Annotated in this window: 17 protein-coding genes and 1 pseudogene; 15 read left to right on the top strand and 3 right to left on the bottom strand. The window is 47.3% G+C overall.

Annotation, left to right across the window (positions count from 1 at the left end; translation table 11 throughout):
- The first annotated feature begins 177 nt into the window (after nucleotides 1–177).
- From msuE to C1A47_RS07705, 5 genes and pseudogenes are all read left to right on the top strand, one after another.
- The gene (gene msuE, locus C1A47_RS07725) at nucleotides 178–924 is read left to right on the top strand and encodes an FMN reductase (RefSeq protein ID WP_111894035.1); all 747 of its coding nucleotides are present in this window, start codon (nucleotides 178–180) and stop codon (nucleotides 922–924) included.
- 31 nt (nucleotides 925–955) lie between these two features.
- Nucleotides 956–1,066 (top strand): annotated as a pseudogene (locus C1A47_RS17860) (dimethyl sulfone monooxygenase SfnG); the annotation flags it as partial.
- A gap of 276 nt (nucleotides 1,067–1,342) precedes the next feature.
- Nucleotides 1,343–1,864, top strand: a complete 522-nt coding sequence (locus C1A47_RS07715) for an SRPBCC domain-containing protein (RefSeq protein WP_171294352.1) — start codon at nucleotides 1,343–1,345, stop codon at nucleotides 1,862–1,864.
- A gap of 66 nt (nucleotides 1,865–1,930) precedes the next feature.
- Nucleotides 1,931–2,641, top strand: coding sequence for a type 1 glutamine amidotransferase domain-containing protein (locus tag C1A47_RS07710; RefSeq protein ID WP_111894031.1), 711 nt, complete (start codon nucleotides 1,931–1,933; stop codon nucleotides 2,639–2,641).
- A gap of 46 nt (nucleotides 2,642–2,687) precedes the next feature.
- Nucleotides 2,688–3,779, top strand: coding sequence for an NADH:flavin oxidoreductase/NADH oxidase (locus C1A47_RS07705; protein WP_111894029.1), 1,092 nt, complete (start codon nucleotides 2,688–2,690; stop codon nucleotides 3,777–3,779).
- A 73-nt stretch (nucleotides 3,780–3,852) separates the two neighbouring features.
- Here C1A47_RS07705 and C1A47_RS07700 read toward each other — a convergent pair whose 3' ends face one another.
- The 3 genes from C1A47_RS07700 to C1A47_RS07690 form a co-directional block, all read right to left on the bottom strand.
- Complete coding sequence (locus C1A47_RS07700; protein WP_264756264.1) at nucleotides 3,853–4,803, bottom strand: LysR family transcriptional regulator; 951 nt, start codon at nucleotides 4,801–4,803, stop codon at nucleotides 3,853–3,855.
- 180 nt (nucleotides 4,804–4,983) lie between these two features.
- A complete protein-coding gene (locus tag C1A47_RS07695) occupies nucleotides 4,984–5,961 on the bottom strand; it encodes an ABC transporter substrate-binding protein (protein ID WP_111894027.1) in 978 nt (325 codons plus the stop codon).
- Nucleotide 5,962: 1 nt separating this feature from the next.
- On the bottom strand, nucleotides 5,963–6,559 hold the full coding sequence (locus tag C1A47_RS07690; RefSeq protein ID WP_111894025.1) for an ANTAR domain-containing response regulator: 597 nt from the start codon (nucleotides 6,557–6,559) through the stop codon (nucleotides 5,963–5,965).
- 491 nt (nucleotides 6,560–7,050) lie between these two features.
- Here C1A47_RS07690 and C1A47_RS07685 point away from each other — a divergent pair, with 491 nt between their 5' ends.
- The 10 genes from C1A47_RS07685 to C1A47_RS07640 all read left to right on the top strand — a co-directional run bounded on the left by C1A47_RS07685 (nucleotide 7,051) and on the right by C1A47_RS07640 (nucleotide 20,141).
- On the top strand, nucleotides 7,051–8,391 hold the full coding sequence (locus tag C1A47_RS07685) for an MFS transporter (RefSeq protein WP_111894023.1): 1,341 nt from the start codon (nucleotides 7,051–7,053) through the stop codon (nucleotides 8,389–8,391).
- A gap of 38 nt (nucleotides 8,392–8,429) precedes the next feature.
- On the top strand, nucleotides 8,430–10,976 hold the full coding sequence (nirB, locus tag C1A47_RS07680; RefSeq protein ID WP_111894021.1) for a nitrite reductase large subunit NirB: 2,547 nt from the start codon (nucleotides 8,430–8,432) through the stop codon (nucleotides 10,974–10,976).
- Between the two features lie 11 nt (nucleotides 10,977–10,987).
- Nucleotides 10,988–12,598, top strand: a complete 1,611-nt coding sequence (nirD, locus tag C1A47_RS07675) for a nitrite reductase small subunit NirD (RefSeq protein ID WP_111894019.1) — start codon at nucleotides 10,988–10,990, stop codon at nucleotides 12,596–12,598.
- A gap of 121 nt (nucleotides 12,599–12,719) precedes the next feature.
- Entirely contained in the window at nucleotides 12,720–15,497 is a 2,778-nt protein-coding gene (locus C1A47_RS07670; RefSeq protein WP_111894097.1) for a nitrate reductase, read from the top strand.
- A complete protein-coding gene (locus C1A47_RS07665) occupies nucleotides 15,490–16,104 on the top strand; it encodes an NTP transferase domain-containing protein (protein WP_111894017.1) in 615 nt (204 codons plus the stop codon). The genes C1A47_RS07670 and C1A47_RS07665 overlap by 8 nt, the downstream gene beginning before the upstream one ends.
- Before the next feature lie 102 nt (nucleotides 16,105–16,206).
- Complete coding sequence (moaA, locus tag C1A47_RS07660; protein WP_111894015.1) at nucleotides 16,207–17,214, top strand: GTP 3',8-cyclase MoaA; 1,008 nt, start codon at nucleotides 16,207–16,209, stop codon at nucleotides 17,212–17,214.
- 1 nt (nucleotide 17,215) lies between these two features.
- Entirely contained in the window at nucleotides 17,216–17,467 is a 252-nt protein-coding gene (locus C1A47_RS07655) for a MoaD/ThiS family protein (RefSeq protein ID WP_111894013.1), read from the top strand.
- A 2-nt stretch (nucleotides 17,468–17,469) separates the two neighbouring features.
- Entirely contained in the window at nucleotides 17,470–17,967 is a 498-nt protein-coding gene (locus C1A47_RS07650) for a molybdenum cofactor biosynthesis protein MoaE (protein ID WP_111894011.1), read from the top strand.
- Between the two features lie 24 nt (nucleotides 17,968–17,991).
- Nucleotides 17,992–18,915 (top strand): bifunctional molybdenum cofactor biosynthesis protein MoaC/MoaB, encoded by a 924-nt coding sequence (moaCB, locus tag C1A47_RS07645; protein ID WP_111894009.1) that lies wholly within the window; start codon nucleotides 17,992–17,994, stop codon nucleotides 18,913–18,915.
- Nucleotides 18,912–20,141, top strand: a complete 1,230-nt coding sequence (locus C1A47_RS07640) for a molybdopterin molybdotransferase MoeA (protein WP_111894007.1) — start codon at nucleotides 18,912–18,914, stop codon at nucleotides 20,139–20,141. The genes moaCB and C1A47_RS07640 overlap by 4 nt, the downstream gene beginning before the upstream one ends.
- Nucleotides 20,142–20,146: the final 5 nt, after the last annotated feature.

Raw genomic sequence — 20,146 nt, 5'->3', positions numbered from 1 at the left:
CCCTGATGGTTTGGGGGATTAAAGATATGCAGGCATTTTTTATATACGCACTGCTTTTGATTTTTACATAGCTTAAAAAACGATAAATTTGCCATTTTTTATTATTTTACGCTGCATAAGAAAATATGGATCAATAGACCTGATCAGATTGATATTTCGATTCAGGTGTATATTCTCATGTCCATAATTCTAAATGCGGTAAAATCATTCAATATCGTTGCTGTTTCTGGTGGATTAAATCATCCGTCTAAAACCGAAACACTAGTCGAAGAAATTATTCGTGAACTGAGTCATGCAACTCCGATCAATGTGCATTTTATTAAATTCAGTGAAATCGGGCAGCTCTTGGGTGGGGCGATTTACCGTCATCAATTACCACAGCGTGTGCAAGATGACTTGGCAGCGGTGGAAGCAGCGGATGCACTGATTGTCGGGACTCCTGTTTACCGTGCGTCATTTACAGGATTATTTAAGCATTTCTTTGATTTTGTAGAACAAACGGCTTTGGTCGATGTGCCTGTCTTGTTAGCCGCTTCAGGCGGTAGCAACCGTCATGCTTTGGTACTTGAACACCAGTTACGTCCATTGTTCAGTTTCTTCCAAGCGCAAACCTTGCCAATCGGGGTGTATGCCACAGATCGTGATTTCACGCCTGAATACAGCATTCAAAGTGCAGCTTTGCGTGACCGTATTACTTTAGCGGTTGCCCGTGCCTTGCCAATTTTAGAGTGGGCGCCTGCCAAAGGTCAGCATGCGGAAGTGGTCAGCGCTAAAACCGCACAGGCCAATCAAAACCTTGGTATCAACTGCCAAATTGAACAGGACGACGTTCTGCTTTCAGCAGCTGTACTTGATCTGCAAGCCGTAGAATCTCGCTTACAACACAAAACTACCAAAACCCCAGTCAAGGCAGATGTGGCTTAAACCCCATCTATGGCCCAAGGAGAATAAAAATATGGTGCAAGCACAACAACAGCTCGAATTTGCTTACGGGGTTCCCAATGTCTGTGAGAGCTTGGTGGTCAGCAATATCGAACAGCGTACCGCATGGAACATCAAGAACAATAACAAACCAAGGATGTTGCCTAAATGCAATAAGATTCAACATTCATGATTTTGCGAATAAAAATAAAATAAGTGGCATTCGTCGTGATGCAAAAGCGTTAAAACAATTGAGCAACTAGCGACGCATTTTTGGATGCGCTTTTTTATGCCTGATTCAGATATTAATTCAATCTATGAATGAGATAAAAATTTAAGATTATTTTTATAATTAAACCGCTCGTATGATGGTTGCAAGATCAATCACACAGCACCGACTGTGCAACAACGAGATACTAATATGATGAATTCGATAGTTTGGCCTGAGGGCTATCTTCCAGGTGAAACCGATAACTTCTGTTCTAATGAAGTCATTGTCAAAGGTTTAAGCACTGCAGAAGTGTGGCCATATCTGGCGAATGCTGATGTGTGGCCAAGCTATTATGCTAATTCTTCTGACATCAAACTGCCTGAAGGTGCAGAGCAACTGCAAGCAGAGATGGTGTTTTTCTTTAAAACTTTTGGTTTCCCTGTCGATGCTCAAGTGGTGGAATTGGTTGCACCGCAAGCAGGTGAGCCTGCACGCATTGCATGGCATGGTTGGGCGGGCGATGTCGGCTCAGCCGAGCGTCTGGATGTACACCACGCATGGCTCATTGAAGACCTAGACGGTGGTCGTGTACGGATTTTGACTCAAGAAACCCAGAACGGTCAGCCTGCCAAAGAACTGGCCCAAGCCAAACCTAACCCGATGATCAATGGTCATCAGGACTGGTTAGACGGTTTGGTGGCTGCTGCCCGTCAAGCCAAAACTAACGCATAAGTCGAATTGCCTAGCCCCGCGCTAGGCAATGTCTTTTTTAGAGATTAAAAAAACAGGAATAACAACATGGCTGCAAGCGGTATAAAAATTTTAATGATCGTGACTTCACAAGCGACAATGGGAACATCTAATTACCCAACAGGCGTGTGGCTAGAAGAACTGACCACGCCTTACTATGCATTTAAAGATCATAATGTTGAGGTGGATATTGCCTCAATTCAAGGCGGACAGATTCCTGTCGATCCAAATTCAGAGCAGGCCGCAGGTAAAAATCCTGCCAGTGTCGAGCGTTTCTTAAATGATCCTATGGCGATTGCCAAAGTCAAATCTTCTTTAAAACTTGATCAACTTTCAGCACAAAGCTACGATGCGATTTTCCTACCAGGTGGGCATGGCACAATGTGGGATTTACCGACCAGTCAGCCCTTGGCCAAGTTACTCTCAAGCGCATGGCAACAGGGTAAAGTCTTGGCAGCCGTGTGTCATGGCCCTGTCGGTTTGATCAATGTCAAAGACAGCACAGGTCAGGCTGTGGTGAAAGGTCGTCATGTGAGTGCCTTTAGCAACACCGAAGAAGTTGCCGCTGGTTTAGATAAAACCGTGCCATTTTTATTGGAAGACCGTTTGCGCTCACTCGGTGCAATCTATGAAAAAGGCCCAGATTTTCAGGTGCATGCAGTGCGTGATGGACGTTTAGTGACAGGACAGAACCCTCAGTCCTCAGAAAAAGTGGCAGAGTTGACCTTGCAGGCTGTTGCAGATCAGGCAGCTCGATAAGTGAAGTGTTAAATTTATTATATTTTTAGCTATTTAGAGATTAGGAATGACTGCATTATTTACCCCCTTTCAACTTAAAGATGTGACCCTACGCAACCGTATAGCTGTGCCACCGATGTGTCAGTATAGTGCGGTTGAGGGCAAAGTGACCGACTGGCATTTGGCGCACTACACCAGTATTGCACGTGGTGGCGCGGGTCTGGTGATTGTTGAAGCGACAGGGGTTTCACCTGAAGGGCGAATTACGCCAGCTTGTTTAGGCTTATGGAGTGATGAGCATATTGATGGTTTGGCACAGATTGCCCAAGCGATTAAAGCGGCTGGGGCCGTACCAGGCATTCAGATTGCCCATGCAGGACGTAAAGCCAGTGCCAACCGTCCGTGGGAAGGTGATGACCATATTGCCGAAGGTGATCCGCGTGGCTGGCAGCCGATTGGCGCTTCGGCCGTGGCATATGGTGAAAACCTGCCACGTGTCCCACAGGAAATGAGCCTTGAAGATATTCAACGGGTTCAGGCAGACTTTGTTGCGACAGCTCGTCGTGCAGAACAGGCAGGTTTTGAATGGTTAGAGCTGCACTTTGCACATGGTTATTTGGCGCAAAGTTTCTTCTCGAAACACGCCAATTTCCGCCAAGACCAGTATGGTGGGGATTTTGCGGGACGTAGCCGCTTCTTACGTGAAACCTTTAGCGCAGTTCGTGCAGTTTGGTCTGAGCGTTTACCATTAACCGCACGTTTTGGTGTAATTGAGTACGATGGGCATGATGAGGAAACCCTGAGCGAGTCGATTGAACTGGTCAAACAATGGCGTGAGGATGGGCTAGATTTACTCAATGTCAGTATCGGTTTTAATACCCCTAAAGCTAAAGTGCCTTGGGCTGAGCCTGCATTTTTAGCACCAATTTCTGAGCGTGTACGTCGTGAAGCCAATTTGCCTGTTGCCTCTTCATGGGGAATGGACAAACCTGAACTGGCTAACCGTTTGGTGGAACAGCAGCAAATGGATTTGGTGATGATTGGCCGTGCATTCTTGGCGAATCCACATTATCCACTGCAAGCAGCTAAAGCATTGCAACTGGAAAAACCAACGTGGGTATTGCCTGCGCCGTATGCACATTGGTTAGAGCGTTATTAATTGATCTAGGTTTGAGATAAAACGCAATCTAAATGCAAATTTTTTAAAAAAGTCAGCCTTGAGCTGGCTTTTTTCATGTTGTAACCAACGAATTGTACAGCGCACAATTTTTTGCAAACTGTTCTTCATGCTGGCAGGTTTCTAGCATCAACTGACGCAACCAACGATGACGCGGGTCGTGCTCAGTGCGTTCATGCCACAAGGCAACTTTGCTAAAACTTGGAATCTCGAGTGGTGGTTGCACAATTGCTAAATCTTGACGTTTACATACCAGACGTTTCGGCACAGTCGCCACCAGATCACTATTTTGCAAAATCTCAGGCAATAGCAAGAAACTCGACACGGACAGGGTAACGTGGCGCTGCCGTCCCAGTTGTTGTAATTGCTGATCGGTAATCCCTGAAAAGCTGCCCTGAAAGGACACCAAGGCGTGATCCAGTTCGCAAAAAGCATCTAAAGTTAGCGGTTGTTGCAAGGCTGGATGTCCCAAACGCATCACGCTGACATAGTATTCATCGAACAGATGCAAATGATGCAATTCACTGCCGCAACTATGTTCAGGTGTAGACAGTGCCAGATCAATTTCGCCCTGTTCCAGACGTTGTGGTTCTTTATCGGTCGATGGCAACAGTGCAATCTGCACATGCGGGGCTTGCTGTTTGAGTGCCGCCAAAAAAGGCACCAAAATCACCTGATGGGCATAGTCGGTTGCGGCAATACGCACAGTAAAATCTACCGTGGCAGGGTTAAACTCCAGCGGTTGTAGCAGCAGATCAATTTGCCCCAAAATCTGTTTGATCGGGCAGATCAGTTCCAATGCACGCGGGGTCGGCACAATGCCGCGCTGCGAACGGACAAACAGTGGATCATCAAAACTTTCACGCAGACGTGCCAAAATACTGCTCATGGCAGGCTGGGTAATAAACAGGCGTTCCGCAGCACGGGTTACGCTGCGTTCTTCCAGTAAAATATCCATGGCTTTAAGCAGATTAAAGTCCAGATGACGCAAGTTTTTGACCATCATTCTCCCCGAAGTGGCACGTTTTATCTCATGATAACCTGTTCTTGATTGGTGGGGGAATGTCGGGTGAGGCTGAGCGAGTAAAGTGAAGATTTTGCTCAGAAGTTTTGGCGATAGAACAGCAAATTTTGGGTAGGAAATTGTATGGCGAGCCTAAAGCTCACACATACAGTTTAATGGGAATTAAATGATACAGGCCTGACTGATCTGTTGAATCTGGGTTTCGCCTAAGCCCAATTGATCCCATTGGTTCATTTGGGTGGTGAGCCAGACAAAATCGGTAAGTTTCGGTGTCGCTGAGTGTGCAACATAATTTTGAATAATACTGACAATTTTGTAGTAACGCTCAACATGAGTGTCTGGGGAACAGGGGAACTGGACAATTTCATAATGAATCAGCATTTGCCACAATTCTGAAAAATCTTTCATTTGCTGAATGTCTTGCTGTGCCAAACGCAGGGCAGTCCCAATGGTGAGTAAGGTATCGGGATGGCGTTTTGCCCAGTCATCAGTCACTGCAAGGACTTTGTCGGCAACGCAAGGCACAACATCTAACCCAGAAGCAACGACTTGGGTTTTTCCTAAAACTTCCCCTTGAGTATTCCACGGTTCACCGACACAAAAGCCATCGATAAGTCCCGTCGAAACGGCTTCAACCATGTAAGGTGGTGGCAAGGTGAAGAGCTTAATATTTTGTGCCAGTGCTGGGTCAGCAAAAGCCAGCCATTCACGTAGACAATAATGATGCAATGAATGACCAAAGACCTGCGCCAGACGAATCGGGCGATGCGGCAAGATTTCAGCCAGTTTGTGTGCAGCCTGACCTGCATTGTCTTTCGCAGAAATGTCGAGCTCGTGGCAAAGTTTTTGGCTCAAACTAATTGCCGCAGAGTTTTGGCTGAGAATTAACGATGTTTTAAACGGAATGCCGACCTGATCTGTACCTGCCTGAGAAGCAGGGAGCATGGCAGATAAACAGTGCGCTGCATCTAAAATACCAAATGCCAGACGATCGCGCAGGCTGGCCCATGAGGCTTCTTTGACGAGCGTGACTTCAAGCCCAACCTGCTCAAAGAACCCCTTATGTTTTGCCCATAAGATGGCAACGGCATCGAGCAGGGGAATATAGCCGATTTGCAGATGAGTTTTTTCGATCTTCATGCTAATCATCCTTGAACGTCAGGTTGAGTAATTGCTGTGCCTGAATCAGTTGGCGTGCCAGATCTCCCATGGAAGTTCTTGCATTCATTGCATTTTTACGCAATAGACGAAACGCTTCTTCTTCGGACAGCTGCTGGATTTTCATAATCATATTTTTAGCTTTTTCGATGTCTTTTCGATCAGCAAGCCGGAGTTTGGTTTCTTTCAAATCACATTCAAGCTGCTGATGCTTTTTATATTGTTCAATGGCAATTTCAAGGACGCTATCCAGACGTGCAGGATCGACCCCATCGACAATATACGCCGTGACCCCTGCCTGAATGGCTTGTTTTATCGTGTCACGATTATTGTTTTTGGTAAATAGTACGGTGGGCAAATTGAAGTGATTGACAAAGGCTTCGATCAGATCACGTTGAGGATGATCCATGTCAAGCAAAATCACGTCGGCTTTTAAGTCTTGCAAATCTTCGAGTCGAATTTCTTTAATGAGCAGGCAAGCCACAACTTCAAAGTCGTGCTCAGTCAGGCATTCTTGCAAATAGCTTGCTCGAGATTCATCATCATCAATCAAGGCGATTTTGAGTTTGGATGTCGACATAAGTGGCGAGCTCAAAGGTTGGCGAGTAGTTAATCTGTTTATGTAAAAGCAAAATGAATGCCACGTAAATGGCTGAAGACTGATTGTTTGAGCAGATTTTGTCAGGCTTTAGTCGAAGAAAAGTGGCCTAAAATAAAGAAAAGACAAATAAAACAATGAAGTAAATTAAACGTGTGGCATGGCAGTGAGCCACATGAATGTGCAAGCCTAAAAAATCGCCTAAATTTAGTGCGTTTTTGCGATGCAGTGCACAATATGTGCAAAAAGAGCACACGCGATTGATCGATGATAAAAGCTGTTTTTGTTTAATATTTATTCAAAATCAGTGGTTTTTTAGAGTTGGCACAGGCCTTGCATTATCTAAGACAGATCAAAGGCGATCACCTTATATACCAAATATAACGGCCAACGATGTCCGTTCTGATAAATACTACTGATGCAGGGTTGCATGAGTAGAACGTAATTAACGTATCAGTGCGAGAGGATTGGCCATGTCTACCAATTTAGATACTCAAAAAGCAACAAAAATCAGCTTATTTAGTTTTTCTACACCTGCGATGCGCGCTTTTCATATGAGCTGGCTCGCATTCTTCGTCTGTTTCTTTGCTTGGTTTGCCTGTGCACCACTCATGCCCGTGATTTCAGGTGAATTCCATCTTACCAAAGACCAAATTGCCAACATTAATATTGCCGCAGTGGCGATTACCATTTTGGTTCGTCTGATTGTTGGCCCGTTGTGTGACAAATACGGTCCACGCAAAACTTATACCGCATTGTTATTTTTAGGCAGCATTCCTGTATTTGGTATTGCTGCTGCCAACAGCTATGAATCTTTCTTGTTCTTCCGTCTGTTGATTGGTGCGGCGGGGGCGAGCTTCGTCATCACGCAATATCACACTAGCGTCATGTTTGCGCCAAATGTGGTGGGAACTGCCAATGCAACCTCTGCAGGTTGGGGGAATGCAGGTGGTGGTGCGACACAAGCCTTGATGCCGTTATTGTTGGGTGCCATCGTGATGTATGGCGTTGAGCAAAGTATGGGCTGGCGCCTCGCATTGCTTGTCCCTGGTTTTATGATGCTGATCGTAGGTGCTTTGTACTGGAAATTTACCCAAGACTGCCCAGCAGGGAACTATAAAGAGCTTCGTGAACAAGGGATTGAAGTTGAAGGCGGTAAAAAAGGTGGTTGGGCCATCATTAAAGAAGCGTCTCGTAACTACCGTGTCTGGATTCTTTTCATTAGTTATGCAGCGTGCTTTGGGATTGAAATCTTCATCCATAACGTTGTGACCATGTATTACGTACAAAAATTTGACTTCGGTTTAAAAGAAGCAGGCATGGCTGCGGGGATTTTCGGTTTACTCGCGCTATTTGCCCGTGCACTCGGTGGGATTATCTCTGACAAAGTGGCACTGAAACGTGGTCTGGATGCACGGACTGAAATTTTATTTGCCATGATTTTGGGTGAAGGTCTGTTCTTGATGTTGTTCTCGCAAATGAACACACCAATGCTGGCGATCTTGAGCATGACTGTATTTGGTTTGTTCACTCATATGGCCTGTGGTGCGACTTATGCGCTGGTGCCATTTATTGACCGTAAGGCACTGGGTGGTGTCGCTGGGATTATTGGGGCAGGCGGTAATGTGGGTGCTGTAGCAGCAGGCTTTATCTTCAAGAGCATGCCTGACCTACAAACGTGCTTACTGAGCCTTGGCATTATGGTGGTGGTGATTGGTTGTGTGGTGTTGTTCATCCGCTTCTCGCCTGAACACAAAGCCCGTGAAAAACAGTTGTTCGAAGACGCAATGCTTGAACGCAACGAAGCTGTTTAATCCAAATCTCCCAAGAAATCACTTTAAGGATGCCGATGATGAAACTCGTTATGATTGGTCATGGAATGGTTGGGCACAAATTTATTGAAAGTGTCCTCGAACATAACAATGACGACCTCGAAATTACCATTATTGCCGAAGAACCACGTTTAGCCTATGACCGCGTACATTTGACCGAATACTTCTCTGGACGTAGTGCCAAAGATTTATCGCTTGCACGTGCTGACTTTGCAGATGCTTATGGCATTGATTTACACCTCAATACCAAAGCGATTGCAATCGACCGTCATAACCAGACCGTGACCACAGCAACGGGTCAAATCATCGGCTATGACAAACTGATTTTAGCCACAGGTTCTTATGCCTTTGTTCCACCGATTCCAGGCAATGAGCGTCAAAACTGCTTTGTGTATCGCACCATTGAAGACCTTGATGCGATTCGTGCAGCCAGTCTGAATGCAACATCGGGTGTGGTGATTGGCGGTGGCTTGCTCGGTCTTGAAGCGGCAAAAGCACTGCGTGACCTGAACCTGCAAACTCATGTAGTGGAGTTTGCACCACGTTTGATGGCTGTTCAGATTGATGATTTGGGCGGTAAAGTGCTACGCCGTAAAATCGAAAACTTGGGCGTGCAAGTGCATACTCAAAAAGCCACCCAAGCGATTGAAGATGGTGAACATGCTGTGCATGTGATGAAGTTTGCGGATGGCTCACATCTTGAAACTGACATTGTGTTGTTCTCGGCAGGGATTCGCCCGCGTGATGAACTAGCACGGAGCAGCGGTTTGGCGGTGGGTGAGCGCGGTGGGATCGTGATTAACGACTATTGCCAAACCTCAGATGATCACATTTACGCGATTGGTGAATGTGCGCTGTGGCAGAACAAAATCTTTGGTCTAGTTGCACCGGGCTATGACATGGCGCGTATTGCGGCGAAACATGTCCAACAACAAGACACCGCATTGTTTGCAGGTGCGGACATGAGCACCAAACTCAAACTGATGGGGGTTGATGTTGCTTCAGTCGGTGATGCACATGCCATGACTCCAGATGCCGTCAGCTATTTCTATGCTGACGAAGATGCCTTGATCTATAAAAAATTGGTGGTGGATCAAGCCAAAACTAAAGTTTTGGGTGCAGTGTTGGTCGGTGATGCAACCGAGTACAGCGAATTGCTGCAAATGATGCTCAATGATTTGCCTCTGCCTGAACAACCTGAAAGCTTGATCATGCCGGGCTTTAGTCAAGGTGCAGCCAAAGCAGGTGGCAGCGGTGTGGACTTATTACCAGATAGCGCGACCATCTGTTCATGTAACAACGTTTCCAAAGCCGACATTTGCCAAGCGATTGGTGATGGTGCAACCTCACTCGGTGCTTTGAAAAAATGCACCAAAGCAGCAACAGCATGTGGTGGCTGTGCGCCATTGGTGACTCAAGTTTTGAAAGCGGAGTTGCAACGTCAAGGCGTAACGGTGAATAACCACATTTGCGAGCACTTTGCTTACTCACGCCAAGAGCTGTATCACTTGGTACGCGTGCATGAAATCAAAACTTTCGATGCTTTGATTCAACAATTCGGACAAGGTTTGGGCTGTGACATTTGTAAACCGACCACGGCCAATATTTTAGCGTCTTGCTGGAATGACTTTGTACTGAAACCGAGCCATGCAGGCTTGCAGGACAGCAACGACTACTACTTGGGCAACATCCAAAAAGATGGTTCTTACTCAGTTGTGCCGCGTATGGCAGGTGGTGAAGTCACTCCAGATGGTTTGATTGCTGTGGGTCAGATCGCTAAAAAATATAACCTTTACACCAAAATCACAGGCGGTCAGCGTGTCGATATGTTTGGGGCGCAGTTGCATGAATTGCCGCTGATTTGGGAAGAACTGATCGCCGCAGGTTTCGAGTCTGGGCATGCCTACGGCAAGTCATTACGTACCGTGAAATCGTGTGTCGGTAGTACATGGTGCCGTTATGGTGTGGATGATTCAGTCGGTTTGGCAATTCAACTGGAAAACCGCTACAAAGGTTTACGTTCACCGCACAAATTGAAAATGGCAGTGTCTGGTTGTACCCGTGAATGTGCCGAAGCACAAGGCAAAGACGTGGGCGTGATTGCCACTGAAAAAGGTTGGAACTTATATGTCTGCGGTAACGGCGGCATGAAACCACGCCATGCAGAATTGCTGGCATCTGATCTGGATACTGAAACCTTGCTGCGTTATATCGACCGTTTCTTCATGTTCTACATTCAAACCGCAGACCGTTTACAACGCACCAGCGTATGGCGTGACAACATGGAAGGTGGCTTAGATTACCTCAAAGCGGTGATCGTGGAAGATTCACTCGGCTTGGCAGAAGAACTAGAACGCCGTATGGCGCATGTGATCGGCACCTATCAGGATGAATGGCGCACTGCCGTGGAAGATCCAACAGTTCGTAAACGCTTCAAAACCTTCATCAATGCCGATGAACAGCGTGATCCACATATTCAATTTACTCAAGAGCGTGGACAGATTCGTCCATTGAAAACGGCAGAACGCGATCAAGACCGAATCGCAATGGTTGAAGCACAGGTTTAAGGAGAACAGAGATGACCAATCAGCAAATGCAAGAAATGGACTGGATTGAAATCTGCGACCTTGACGATGTGACTGCAAATACAGGCGTGGGGGCTTTGATCGCAGATCAGCCGATTGCCCTGTTTCGCGTGGGAGATGAAGCGCGCGTGTACGCCTTGAGCGCACGTGACCCATTTAGCCAAGCCAATGTGATGGCACGTGGCATCTTGGGGGATATTCAGGGTGAACGCGTGGTGGCATCACCTTTGTATAAACAGCATTTTAGCTTGGCAACAGGGCGTTGCCTTGAAGACAGCACCCAGCATTTAGCGGTGTATCCGAGCAAGGTTGAAGATGGTCGGGTTTGGGTATGTAGTCAGCCGATGAAAACCTATTTGACCAGCAACGGTCAACAAGTCGAGAAACAGGCGTTGGTGTTGGTGGGCAATGGTTTGGCAGGCATGCGCTGTCTGGAAGACTTGCTGGATATGGAGCCTGAACGCTACGAGATTACCGTTATTGGTGAAGAGCCGTGGGGCAACTATAACCGCATCATGCTCTCGCCAGTGTTGTCGGGCGACAAAAAAATCGAAGACATCATGCTGCATCCGCCTGCATGGTATGCCGAAAAAAATATCCGTTTTATTGCCGATGATCCTGCGGTGGAAATTGACCGTAATCACAAAACCGTGACTACGCAAAAAGGTGAGGTGGTTGCTTATGACCGCCTGATTTTAGCGACAGGTTCGAAGCCATTTATTCCTCCTGTTGAAGGCAAAGATTTACAAGGCGTGTTGAGCTTCCGTGACATTTACGATGTCAATCAGATGATCGAAACCAGTCAAAACAAACATCATGCGGTGGTGATTGGCGGTGGTCTGCTCGGTCTTGAAGCGGCGTATGGTTTAAAACGTCGTGGCATGAACGTGACTGTATTGCACTTGACCTCGCACATTATGGAGCGTCAACTGGATGCCTGTGCCAGTGACATGCTGAAACAGAGTATTGAAGAAAAAGGCATTCGTGTGATCACCTCCGCATTTACCCAACGCTTGGCAGGAAATGAACACGGTCAAGTCACCCAAGTCGAACTGCAAGATGGCACGATTATTCCTGCTGATTTGGTGGTATTTGCCGTGGGGATTCGCCCGAATATTGCCTTGGCTCAACAAGCAGGTTTACGCTGCAACCGTGGCGTGTTGGTGAATGACACCATGCAAACCTTTGACCCAAGCATTTATGCAGTCGGTGAATGTATCGAGCATCGTGGCAGTACTTTCGGACTGGTTGAACCACTTTGGGGACAAGCCTTTATCTGCGCGTCGCATTTGGCAGAACATGGCAGCCTGACTTTTGCAGCGCAGCCTGTACCAACACAGCTTAAAGTCAGTGGTTGTGACGTGTTTTCCGCAGGCAACTTTGCTCCTGAAGATGCCTTTGAAGAAATCGTATTACATGACGACAAACGTCAGATTTATAAACGCATCATCATTCAGGACAACAAAGTCGTCGGTGCAGTGCTGTTTGGCGACACTGAAGATGGCGTGTGGTATGCCGAACTGATTGCAGATCAGACACCAATTCATCCGTTTAGAAATAAACTGCTTTTTGGTAAAGATTTTGCATTAAAACAAGCAAGTTAATCGTTAAAACAAAGCTTCTTTCATCGTTATTTACACCCTCTTTGTATTTCTCCCAGAGGGAGAAAAAAAGGGATTGATGAAAGAAGCTATAGAGGTTGAATTCGGCAGCGTGGAACAAGGTATGAACAGCATTCCAATGGTGGAACAGACTCGCCACACCGACAGCACAGTTACTACTGCAAGTACATGCCCGTATTGTGGCGTGGGCTGTGGGGTTGAGGTCAGTGTGACTCAAACGGCACATGGGGCACAGATTGCCGTGCGTGGTGATGCACAGCATCCGTCCAATTTTGGTCGTCTGTGCATCAAAGGCAGTCATTTGGCCGATACACTGGGCATGGAAACCCGTGTACTTGAGCCAATGCAGGGGCGTAAAGCTGCCCGCCGCCGTAGCAGCTGGGATGCTGCCTTGAGCCAGATTGCCGAGCGTTTTCAGGGCAGTATTGATCAGTACGGGGCAGACAGCGTTGCGTTTTATGTCTCAGGACAATTGCTAACCGAAGACTACTATGTGGTGAATAAATTCGTTAAAGGCTACTTGGGCACTGCCAATATCGACACCAATTCACGTCTGTGCATGTCCTCTGCGGTGGCAGCGCATAAACGCAGTTTTGGTGAAGACCTTGTACCTGCTAGCTATGTCGATTTTGAACAGACTAAAATGGTGGTACTGGTCGGTTCCAACACTGCATGGTGTCACCCTGTGCTGTATCAACGCATCATGCAGGCCAAAGCTGAGCGTGATCTGTTTGTGGTGGTGATCGACCCACGTTTTACCGCGACCTGTGAACAGGCGGACTTACATTTGCCGATTTTACCGGGGCAGGATGTCACGCTATTCAATGGTTTATTGCAATATTTATATCAAAACGGTCATGCCGACATCAGTTTTGTTGAGCGCTATACCGACAACTTGAATGCGGCTTTAGAAGCCAGTCAGGGCGAAACTGATTTGGTCGATCTGGCACAGCGGACAGGCATTCAACTGGATAAATTACAGCTATTTTTTGAGAAATTTGCACAGACTGCACAGGTGATGAGCCTGTTCTCGATGGGGGTCAATCAGTCTTCGCAAGGTGTTAACAAAGCCAATTCGATTATTAACTGTCATTTGCTGACAGGGAAAATCGGACGTACAGGTGCAGCGCCATTTTCCATGACAGGGCAGCCGAATGCTATGGGTGGGCGTGAAGTTGGTGGTTTGGCGAATATGTTGGCGGCGCATTTGGATGTCGATAACGCTGAGCATCAGCAATTGGTGCAACAGTTTTGGCAAAGCCCAAACATTGCCACCAAAGCAGGTTTAAAAGCCGTAGATTTATTTGAAGCGGTGGAGCAGGGCAAAATCAAAGCCTTGTGGATTATGGCGACCAACCCTGTGGTCAGTTTGCCGAATGCCGATCAGGTCAAACGTGCTTTGGAAAAATGCGAATTTGTAGTGGTCTCGGATATTTGCCAAGACACAGACACCACCCAATATGCCGACATTTTATTGCCTGCTTTAGGATGGGGCGAAAAAGACGGCACAGTGACCAATTCCGAGCGCCGTATTTCACGTCAGCGTGCGTTTTTGGGTGCGCCTGCTCAAGCCAAAGCCGACTGGTGGGCGGTGGCACAAGTCGCAAAGAAAATGGGCTTTTCAGGTTTCGATTTTCAGTCTTCGCATGAGATTTTCCTTGAGCATGCCCGACTCTCTGCCTACCAAAACAGTGATTTGGCAGGACGTGAGCAGTGCAATACATTCCGCTACTTTAACTTGGCAGGGCTGAGTGACATCAGTGCCGAAGAGTATCAACAACTGCAACCGATTCAATGGCCTGTGTGGCAACAGCCACAAACGCAAGCCTGTGAGCGCCTGTTTTCACAGGGTCAGTTCAGCTTTGCATCGGGTAAAGCCAAATTTGTGGCAACTGCACCCGTTGCGCCTGTGAATGCGGTGAATGGGGATTATCCACTGATTCTAAATACTGGACGGATTCGCGATCAGTGGCACACCATGACCCGTACAGGTTTAGCACCTGCTTTGGCCAATCACCGCGCCGAAGCTTATTGTGAAATTCATCCGCAAGATGCCTTGAAATACGGCATTTCTGAACAGGGTCTGGTGGAAGTGTTTTCAACATGGGGCAAGTGTGTATTGCGTGCGCAGTTCTCGCAAGGCGTGCGCCGTGGGCAGATTTTTGCACCGATTCACTGGACAGAGCAATTTGCCTCCGATGCGCGGATTGGCAAAGTGGTCAATCCTGTAGTGGATGCCATTTCGGGAGAGCCTGAATTTAAACATACTCCTGTGATGATGCAGCCGTTTCATAGTCGCTGGCAGGGCGTGTGTTTTATTCGTGAAGAATATTTGCCACAGGTACGTGATTCAATTCAGTCTGTGAGTTGGTGGAATAAAATCACCACGCCATATGCCGCACAGTATGAACTGGCAGGACGCCAAAATTTTAACGATGTCACCAGTAACATTAAGGCATTATTGAATTTTAATGATGACAGTCTGGAGTGGTTAGATCTTAAAGATCAAAGCCAGCATTTGTGTCATATCGTGGTGCTCAAAGACAACCAACTGGTGGCGTGTTTATACATTGCAGATAAAGCATTTTTGCCTGATCGGGCATGGATTGCTAGCCTGTTTAAGCGTGAGCGCTTAAGTGCGACACATCGTAAAGCCTTGTTAGCAGCAGCGCCGATGAATGCGGGCAGCAGTGAAGGCCCACTGGTGTGTAGCTGTTTTAAAGTTGGAAAAAATCGCATTCTTGAAACAATAAAAACCCAAAACATCACCCACGAAAAACAGGTGACAGCGTGCTTAAAAGCAGGCGGTAATTGTGGTTCCTGTCTCCCTGAAATTCGTGGCTTAATTAAATCGTGCCAACAGGAGCTTGCCCATGACTGATGCAAACCATCCCGTTACAGATTTGGTCATTTTAGCGGGTGGTCAGGCCCGCCGCATGCAAGGCTTAAACAAGCTTTTGCAGTGTTTCGATAAACAAATACAACTCTTAAAAATCTCACAACATTTTCGGGGGAAAACCCAACAGCAGTGGATTAGCAGTAACCGTGATCATCGGATTTATCAGCATATGGTGCCGAACATTCGTAGTTTTCAGGACGATGAAACAGGCTTTCTTGGGCCGCTGATTGGAATGAAAAGTGCGTGGCGACATGTTTCAGCGGATTATGTGCTGTTTGTACCCTGTGACGTGACTTATTTGCCGAAATCGGTTTTGAAAAAACTGCATCAAAGTTTGCAGCAGCACCCTGAAGCCGAGGTGGCTTATGTCGAAATCAATGGCGCGGCGCTGTATCCATTTTGCTTATTGAAACGCAGCAGCTTGCCCACTTTGAGCGCTCAGATTGAACAAGGCGAGTTAAGTCTTAAAAAATGCTTCAAATTGATGCATGCACAAGCGGTAAAGTTTCGAAAACATGCACTGATTTTTCACAGCATTAACTCCTTCGATGAATTACAACAATACAAACAGTTGAATGTGTTGATTTAGTGCAAAGTTGGAATATTTCTTGCTTCAATAAAGCTCATAAAATGTGCACCTGAACCGTGTGGCAGGTGCATTTTTCTTCTTCAGGTTTGGAGTGGTTCGTGCATGATGCAGTCCGCCAGTTCATGGATTGACCAGTTTGGTCGTCAAAAACGTAAACTGAGAATTTCAGTGACGGATCGCTGCAATTTCAAGTGCCTGTATTGTATGCCTGAACATCCTGAATGGATGGACAAACACAGCTTACTCAGTTTTGAAGATTTGTATGCCTTTTGCCAGTTTATGGTGGAACGCGGCATTGACAGCCTGCGGATCACAGGCGGTGAACCGTTGATGCGTCAGGGCGTGGTGCATTTTATTGAACAATTACAAGCGCTGCGCGCACTGGGTCTAAAGCGCATTGCCATGACCAGTAATGGGCACTATTTGCCCAAATATGCACAAGCCCTGAAACAGTCAGGTCTGGATGATCTGAATATCAGTCTGGACAGTCTCGATTCAGTTCTTTTTCAGCAACTGACTCAGCGAGAGCTTGCGCCTGTTCTATCAGGTATCGCTGCGGCACAGCGGGCAGGGCTATCCCTCAAAATTAATACGGTACTGATGCAAGGCATTAATGATTCACAAATTTTGCCGCTTGTGGCATGGGCCAAACAGCAGCAATTACCGCTACGTTTTATTGAATATATGCCACTCGATGGTGATGCACAGTGGCAACGTCAGCAGGTGGTGACCGAGCAACAAATTTTGCAGCAACTGGGCGAGCAGTATCAGATTGAAGCCTTGCCGCAAGACCATTCACCTGCACGCATTTACCGCTTAGACCAAAGCTATGATGTGGGCATTATTTCCACCATTAGCCACGCTTTTTGTGGACAGTGTGACCGTATTCGCCTGACGGCTCAGGGCGAGTTATTTAACTGTCTGTTTGCACCGCAAGGCATTGCGCTCAAGTCCGAGATTCAGGCTTTGGCTGTGCATTCCGATGTAGCGCGTGAACAGTTACAACAGCGCATTGGAACTTATATTTGGCACAAAGCGGCGGGCTTTCATGCCATACAGGCTACCCAACATTCCCCTCGCAAAATCAGTATGCATATGCTTGGAGGCTAACATGCAAAAAATTTCCGTGCAGATTGAAGGTTTTGGCGCAGTGACGCGCTGGTTGCCTAGCGATCTTCGACTTGAGTTCGATGCGCCTGTGGCGATTGCGGCAGTGCTCAGTCAGCTGGAGCAGCAGCATCCCCAAGCACAATCTGCAATTCAGCAATGTGCTTGTGCCATCGGGGACAGTCTGGTGTCACGTCAGGATGCTTTAAATACAGCGTGTACCTTGGTGTTGCTGTCACCTGTTGCAGGAGGTTAAGCATGGATTTTGCACGAATTCAGGATCAGGATTTAAGCCTCGACTGTTTTGCCCCGATTGAAGATTTCCCTGAATGTGGTGGGATTGGCAGTTTTGTCGGTGTGGTGCGCAATCATCATGAAGGACGCTCAGTCGATGCGTTGTGTTATACCGCTTATGCGCCTTTGGCTGAAAAAATGATTCGGCAGATTGAGCAGGAAGTCCAAGCCAAATATGCAGTGCAGTATGTGCGGGTGGTGCATCGGGTCGGCAAACTGGGCATTGGTGGAAAAGCGATTATTGCGCTGGCCTATGCCGAGCATCGCCGTGAAGCGTTTGCGGCTTGTGAAGAAGCCGTCGAGCGTGTTAAACATGAAGTGCCTGTCTGGAAAGAAGAATTTTATAGCGATGGCACGAGCCAGTTTGTGACAGGTTGTTGTATTCGTAAAGACTATAGTGCCGAAGAACAGGCACATTCAGAACATCAACATACACATAAACATCAGCATTCACATTATTAATTGAATTATTTGAGAAACATCAGCATGAAAAACGTGGCCATGAAAGCAGAGAGTTATCGGATTGCAGAAGCCCAAGCGGTGCTCTCTGCGCCGCCGCATTGCATTGAACTCTTGCGGCAGGGCAATACCGAAAAAGGTGATGCGCTGAAAACGGCACGCATTGCAGGGATTTTGGCTGCCAAGCGGACGGATGAACTGATTCCGCTGTGTCATCCACTGCCGATTTATCGTGCCGATGTTGAATTTGAACTGCATGAGGCGGCGGTGACCATTGTGGCTACTGTGGAAACCATTGGGCCAACTGGGGTGGAAATGGAAGCCTTGACGGCTGCCAGTCTTGCGGCATTGACCCTGTATGACATGCTAAAACCGCACTGTGAACCTGAAGATTTGCAGATGGATCAGTGCCGATTGCTCAAGAAAAAAGGTGGCAAATCGCATTTTGTCCGTCAGCTCAAGCGTAGCTTAAAAGCGTCGGTGATTGTGCTATCGGATACGGTTGCCGCAGGCAAAAAGCCCGATACTGCAGGGCAAAGTGTCATGCAGATGCTTGAAGAAGCCAATTTTAGTGATATCGTCTATCAGGTGATTGCTGATGATCCTGCGGCTTTACTGGCACTGATCGAACAGCAAAAAAATCACTATCCACTGATTGTGACGGTGGGCGGTACAGGTTTAGGCCCGAAAGATCTCACCGTTGAAACCTTGCAGCCCTTATTACAACGTGAAATTCCGGGGCTGATGGAAGCGGCACGCAGTTTTGGACAAAAACGCACACCGTATGCGGCGTTATCGCGTGGTGTGGCGGGCTATATCGACCACAGTCTGGTGATTACCCTACCAGGCAGCCGTGGCGGCGCGAGTGAATCATTGACCGCAATAGTCCCTGCCTTGGTACATCTGTTTGATGTTCAGCAAAATATTCCGCATGCAGGGGGCTACCAATGAGTGGCTGTGGTGCAGAACATGGACTGATCTCGATTGATCAGGCTTTGGCACTGATTGCACAAACAGTGAAACCGCTAGCGTATGAGACTGTGCCTGTCGAGCAAGCTTTACAGCGTGTTTTGTCCGAGGAAGTGCATGCACCTGTCAACTTGCCAATTTTTTCGCAAAGTGCGGTAGATGGTTATGCACTGGCAGCCGTGCAGCATCCGATAGATGCAGGTCAAACTTTTCAGGTCATCGGTGAAATTCGTGCAGGACAAGTCAGTGACGTCATCCTTGAAGCTGGGCAAGCGGTACGGATTTTCACAGGTGGCAAAATTCCCGAAGGCACAACCACGGTGGCACGTCAGGAAATTGTACGACTCCACGTGGAACAGCAGATCGAACTCACCGAAGATTTGGTAGAACATGCCGATATGCGTGATGCAGGCGAAGAAGTACAGGCAGGGCAAGTCCTCGCCACGCAAGGGCAGTCTTTGGGTGTCGGGGCGATTGCTGCACTGTGTATGGCAGGGGTGCAACGTGTTTCGGTCTATCGCCAAGCCAAAATTGCGGTGGTGGTGACAGGGGATGAAGTTGCCAGTCATGTCGATGAATTACAACAGGGCAAAATTTTTGATGCCAATACTCCGATGCTCAAAGCATGGTGTCAGCAACAGCACTTAGATGCAGAATTTTTTTTGGTGGCCGATCAGGAAACCGCACTGACCGAGCTGCTACAGAATTTGAAATTCCGTTTTGACTTGATCATTACTACAGGCGGTGTATCGGTTGGGGATTATGATTTTGTCCGACCTGTGGCACTGAACTTGGGTTTTGAGCAGGTGTTCTGGAAGGTCAAGCAAAAACCGGGTAAGCCGATGTTTTTTGCCTGCGCTCAATTGGCTGAGCATCGCTGTTATTTGCTCGGCTTACCGGGAAATCCTGCGGCAGTCTATGTAGCACTACAAGTCTATGTCAGCAGTTTACTCCGTGGTTTGGTCGGGCAAAGCGTCAGTCCTGCATGGGTCAGTGCTGTGCTGCAACACGAGCTCAAGTCTGATCGCCGTGAACGCTTTTTAAGAATGTCTGCTCAGGTCGAACAAGGGCAAGTTCAAGTCACAGCCCTGAAAAAACAACAGTCACACATGCTCAGCAACTTATTCGACAGTAATTTCTTGCTACGTGTACCTGCCGATACGGTGCTGAGTGCGGGCACTGTATTGAACGGACTTTATTTGGATTAGGATGG

The organism is Acinetobacter sp. MB5 (genome assembly GCF_003261585.1).
In the GTDB taxonomy this organism is placed as follows: domain Bacteria; phylum Pseudomonadota; class Gammaproteobacteria; order Pseudomonadales; family Moraxellaceae; genus Acinetobacter.
The sequence above is the reverse complement of the archived record's forward strand: the minus strand, read 5'-3'. Positions and strand labels throughout refer to the sequence as shown.

Bases quoted from the DNA above. Each gene is read 5' to 3' on its own strand.
- msuE (WP_111894035.1), top strand. From the start codon at position 178: ATGTCCATAATTCTAAATGCGGTAAAATCATTCAATATCGTTGCTGTT.
- C1A47_RS07715 (WP_171294352.1), top strand. From the start codon at position 1,343: ATGATGAATTCGATAGTTTGGCCTGAGGGCTATCTTCCAGGTGAAACC.
- C1A47_RS07710 (WP_111894031.1), top strand. From the start codon at position 1,931: ATGGCTGCAAGCGGTATAAAAATTTTAATGATCGTGACTTCACAAGCG.
- C1A47_RS07705 (WP_111894029.1), top strand. From the start codon at position 2,688: ATGACTGCATTATTTACCCCCTTTCAACTTAAAGATGTGACCCTACGC.
- C1A47_RS07700 (WP_264756264.1), bottom strand. From the start codon at position 4,803: ATGATGGTCAAAAACTTGCGTCATCTGGACTTTAATCTGCTTAAAGCC.
- C1A47_RS07695 (WP_111894027.1), bottom strand. From the start codon at position 5,961: ATGAAGATCGAAAAAACTCATCTGCAAATCGGCTATATTCCCCTGCTC.
- C1A47_RS07690 (WP_111894025.1), bottom strand. From the start codon at position 6,559: ATGTCGACATCCAAACTCAAAATCGCCTTGATTGATGATGATGAATCT.
- C1A47_RS07685 (WP_111894023.1), top strand. From the start codon at position 7,051: ATGTCTACCAATTTAGATACTCAAAAAGCAACAAAAATCAGCTTATTT.
- nirB (WP_111894021.1), top strand. From the start codon at position 8,430: ATGAAACTCGTTATGATTGGTCATGGAATGGTTGGGCACAAATTTATT.
- nirD (WP_111894019.1), top strand. From the start codon at position 10,988: ATGACCAATCAGCAAATGCAAGAAATGGACTGGATTGAAATCTGCGAC.
- C1A47_RS07670 (WP_111894097.1), top strand. From the start codon at position 12,720: ATGAACAGCATTCCAATGGTGGAACAGACTCGCCACACCGACAGCACA.
- C1A47_RS07665 (WP_111894017.1), top strand. From the start codon at position 15,490: ATGACTGATGCAAACCATCCCGTTACAGATTTGGTCATTTTAGCGGGT.
- moaA (WP_111894015.1), top strand. From the start codon at position 16,207: ATGATGCAGTCCGCCAGTTCATGGATTGACCAGTTTGGTCGTCAAAAA.
- C1A47_RS07655 (WP_111894013.1), top strand. From the start codon at position 17,216: ATGCAAAAAATTTCCGTGCAGATTGAAGGTTTTGGCGCAGTGACGCGC.
- C1A47_RS07650 (WP_111894011.1), top strand. From the start codon at position 17,470: ATGGATTTTGCACGAATTCAGGATCAGGATTTAAGCCTCGACTGTTTT.
- moaCB (WP_111894009.1), top strand. From the start codon at position 17,992: ATGAAAAACGTGGCCATGAAAGCAGAGAGTTATCGGATTGCAGAAGCC.
- C1A47_RS07640 (WP_111894007.1), top strand. From the start codon at position 18,912: ATGAGTGGCTGTGGTGCAGAACATGGACTGATCTCGATTGATCAGGCT.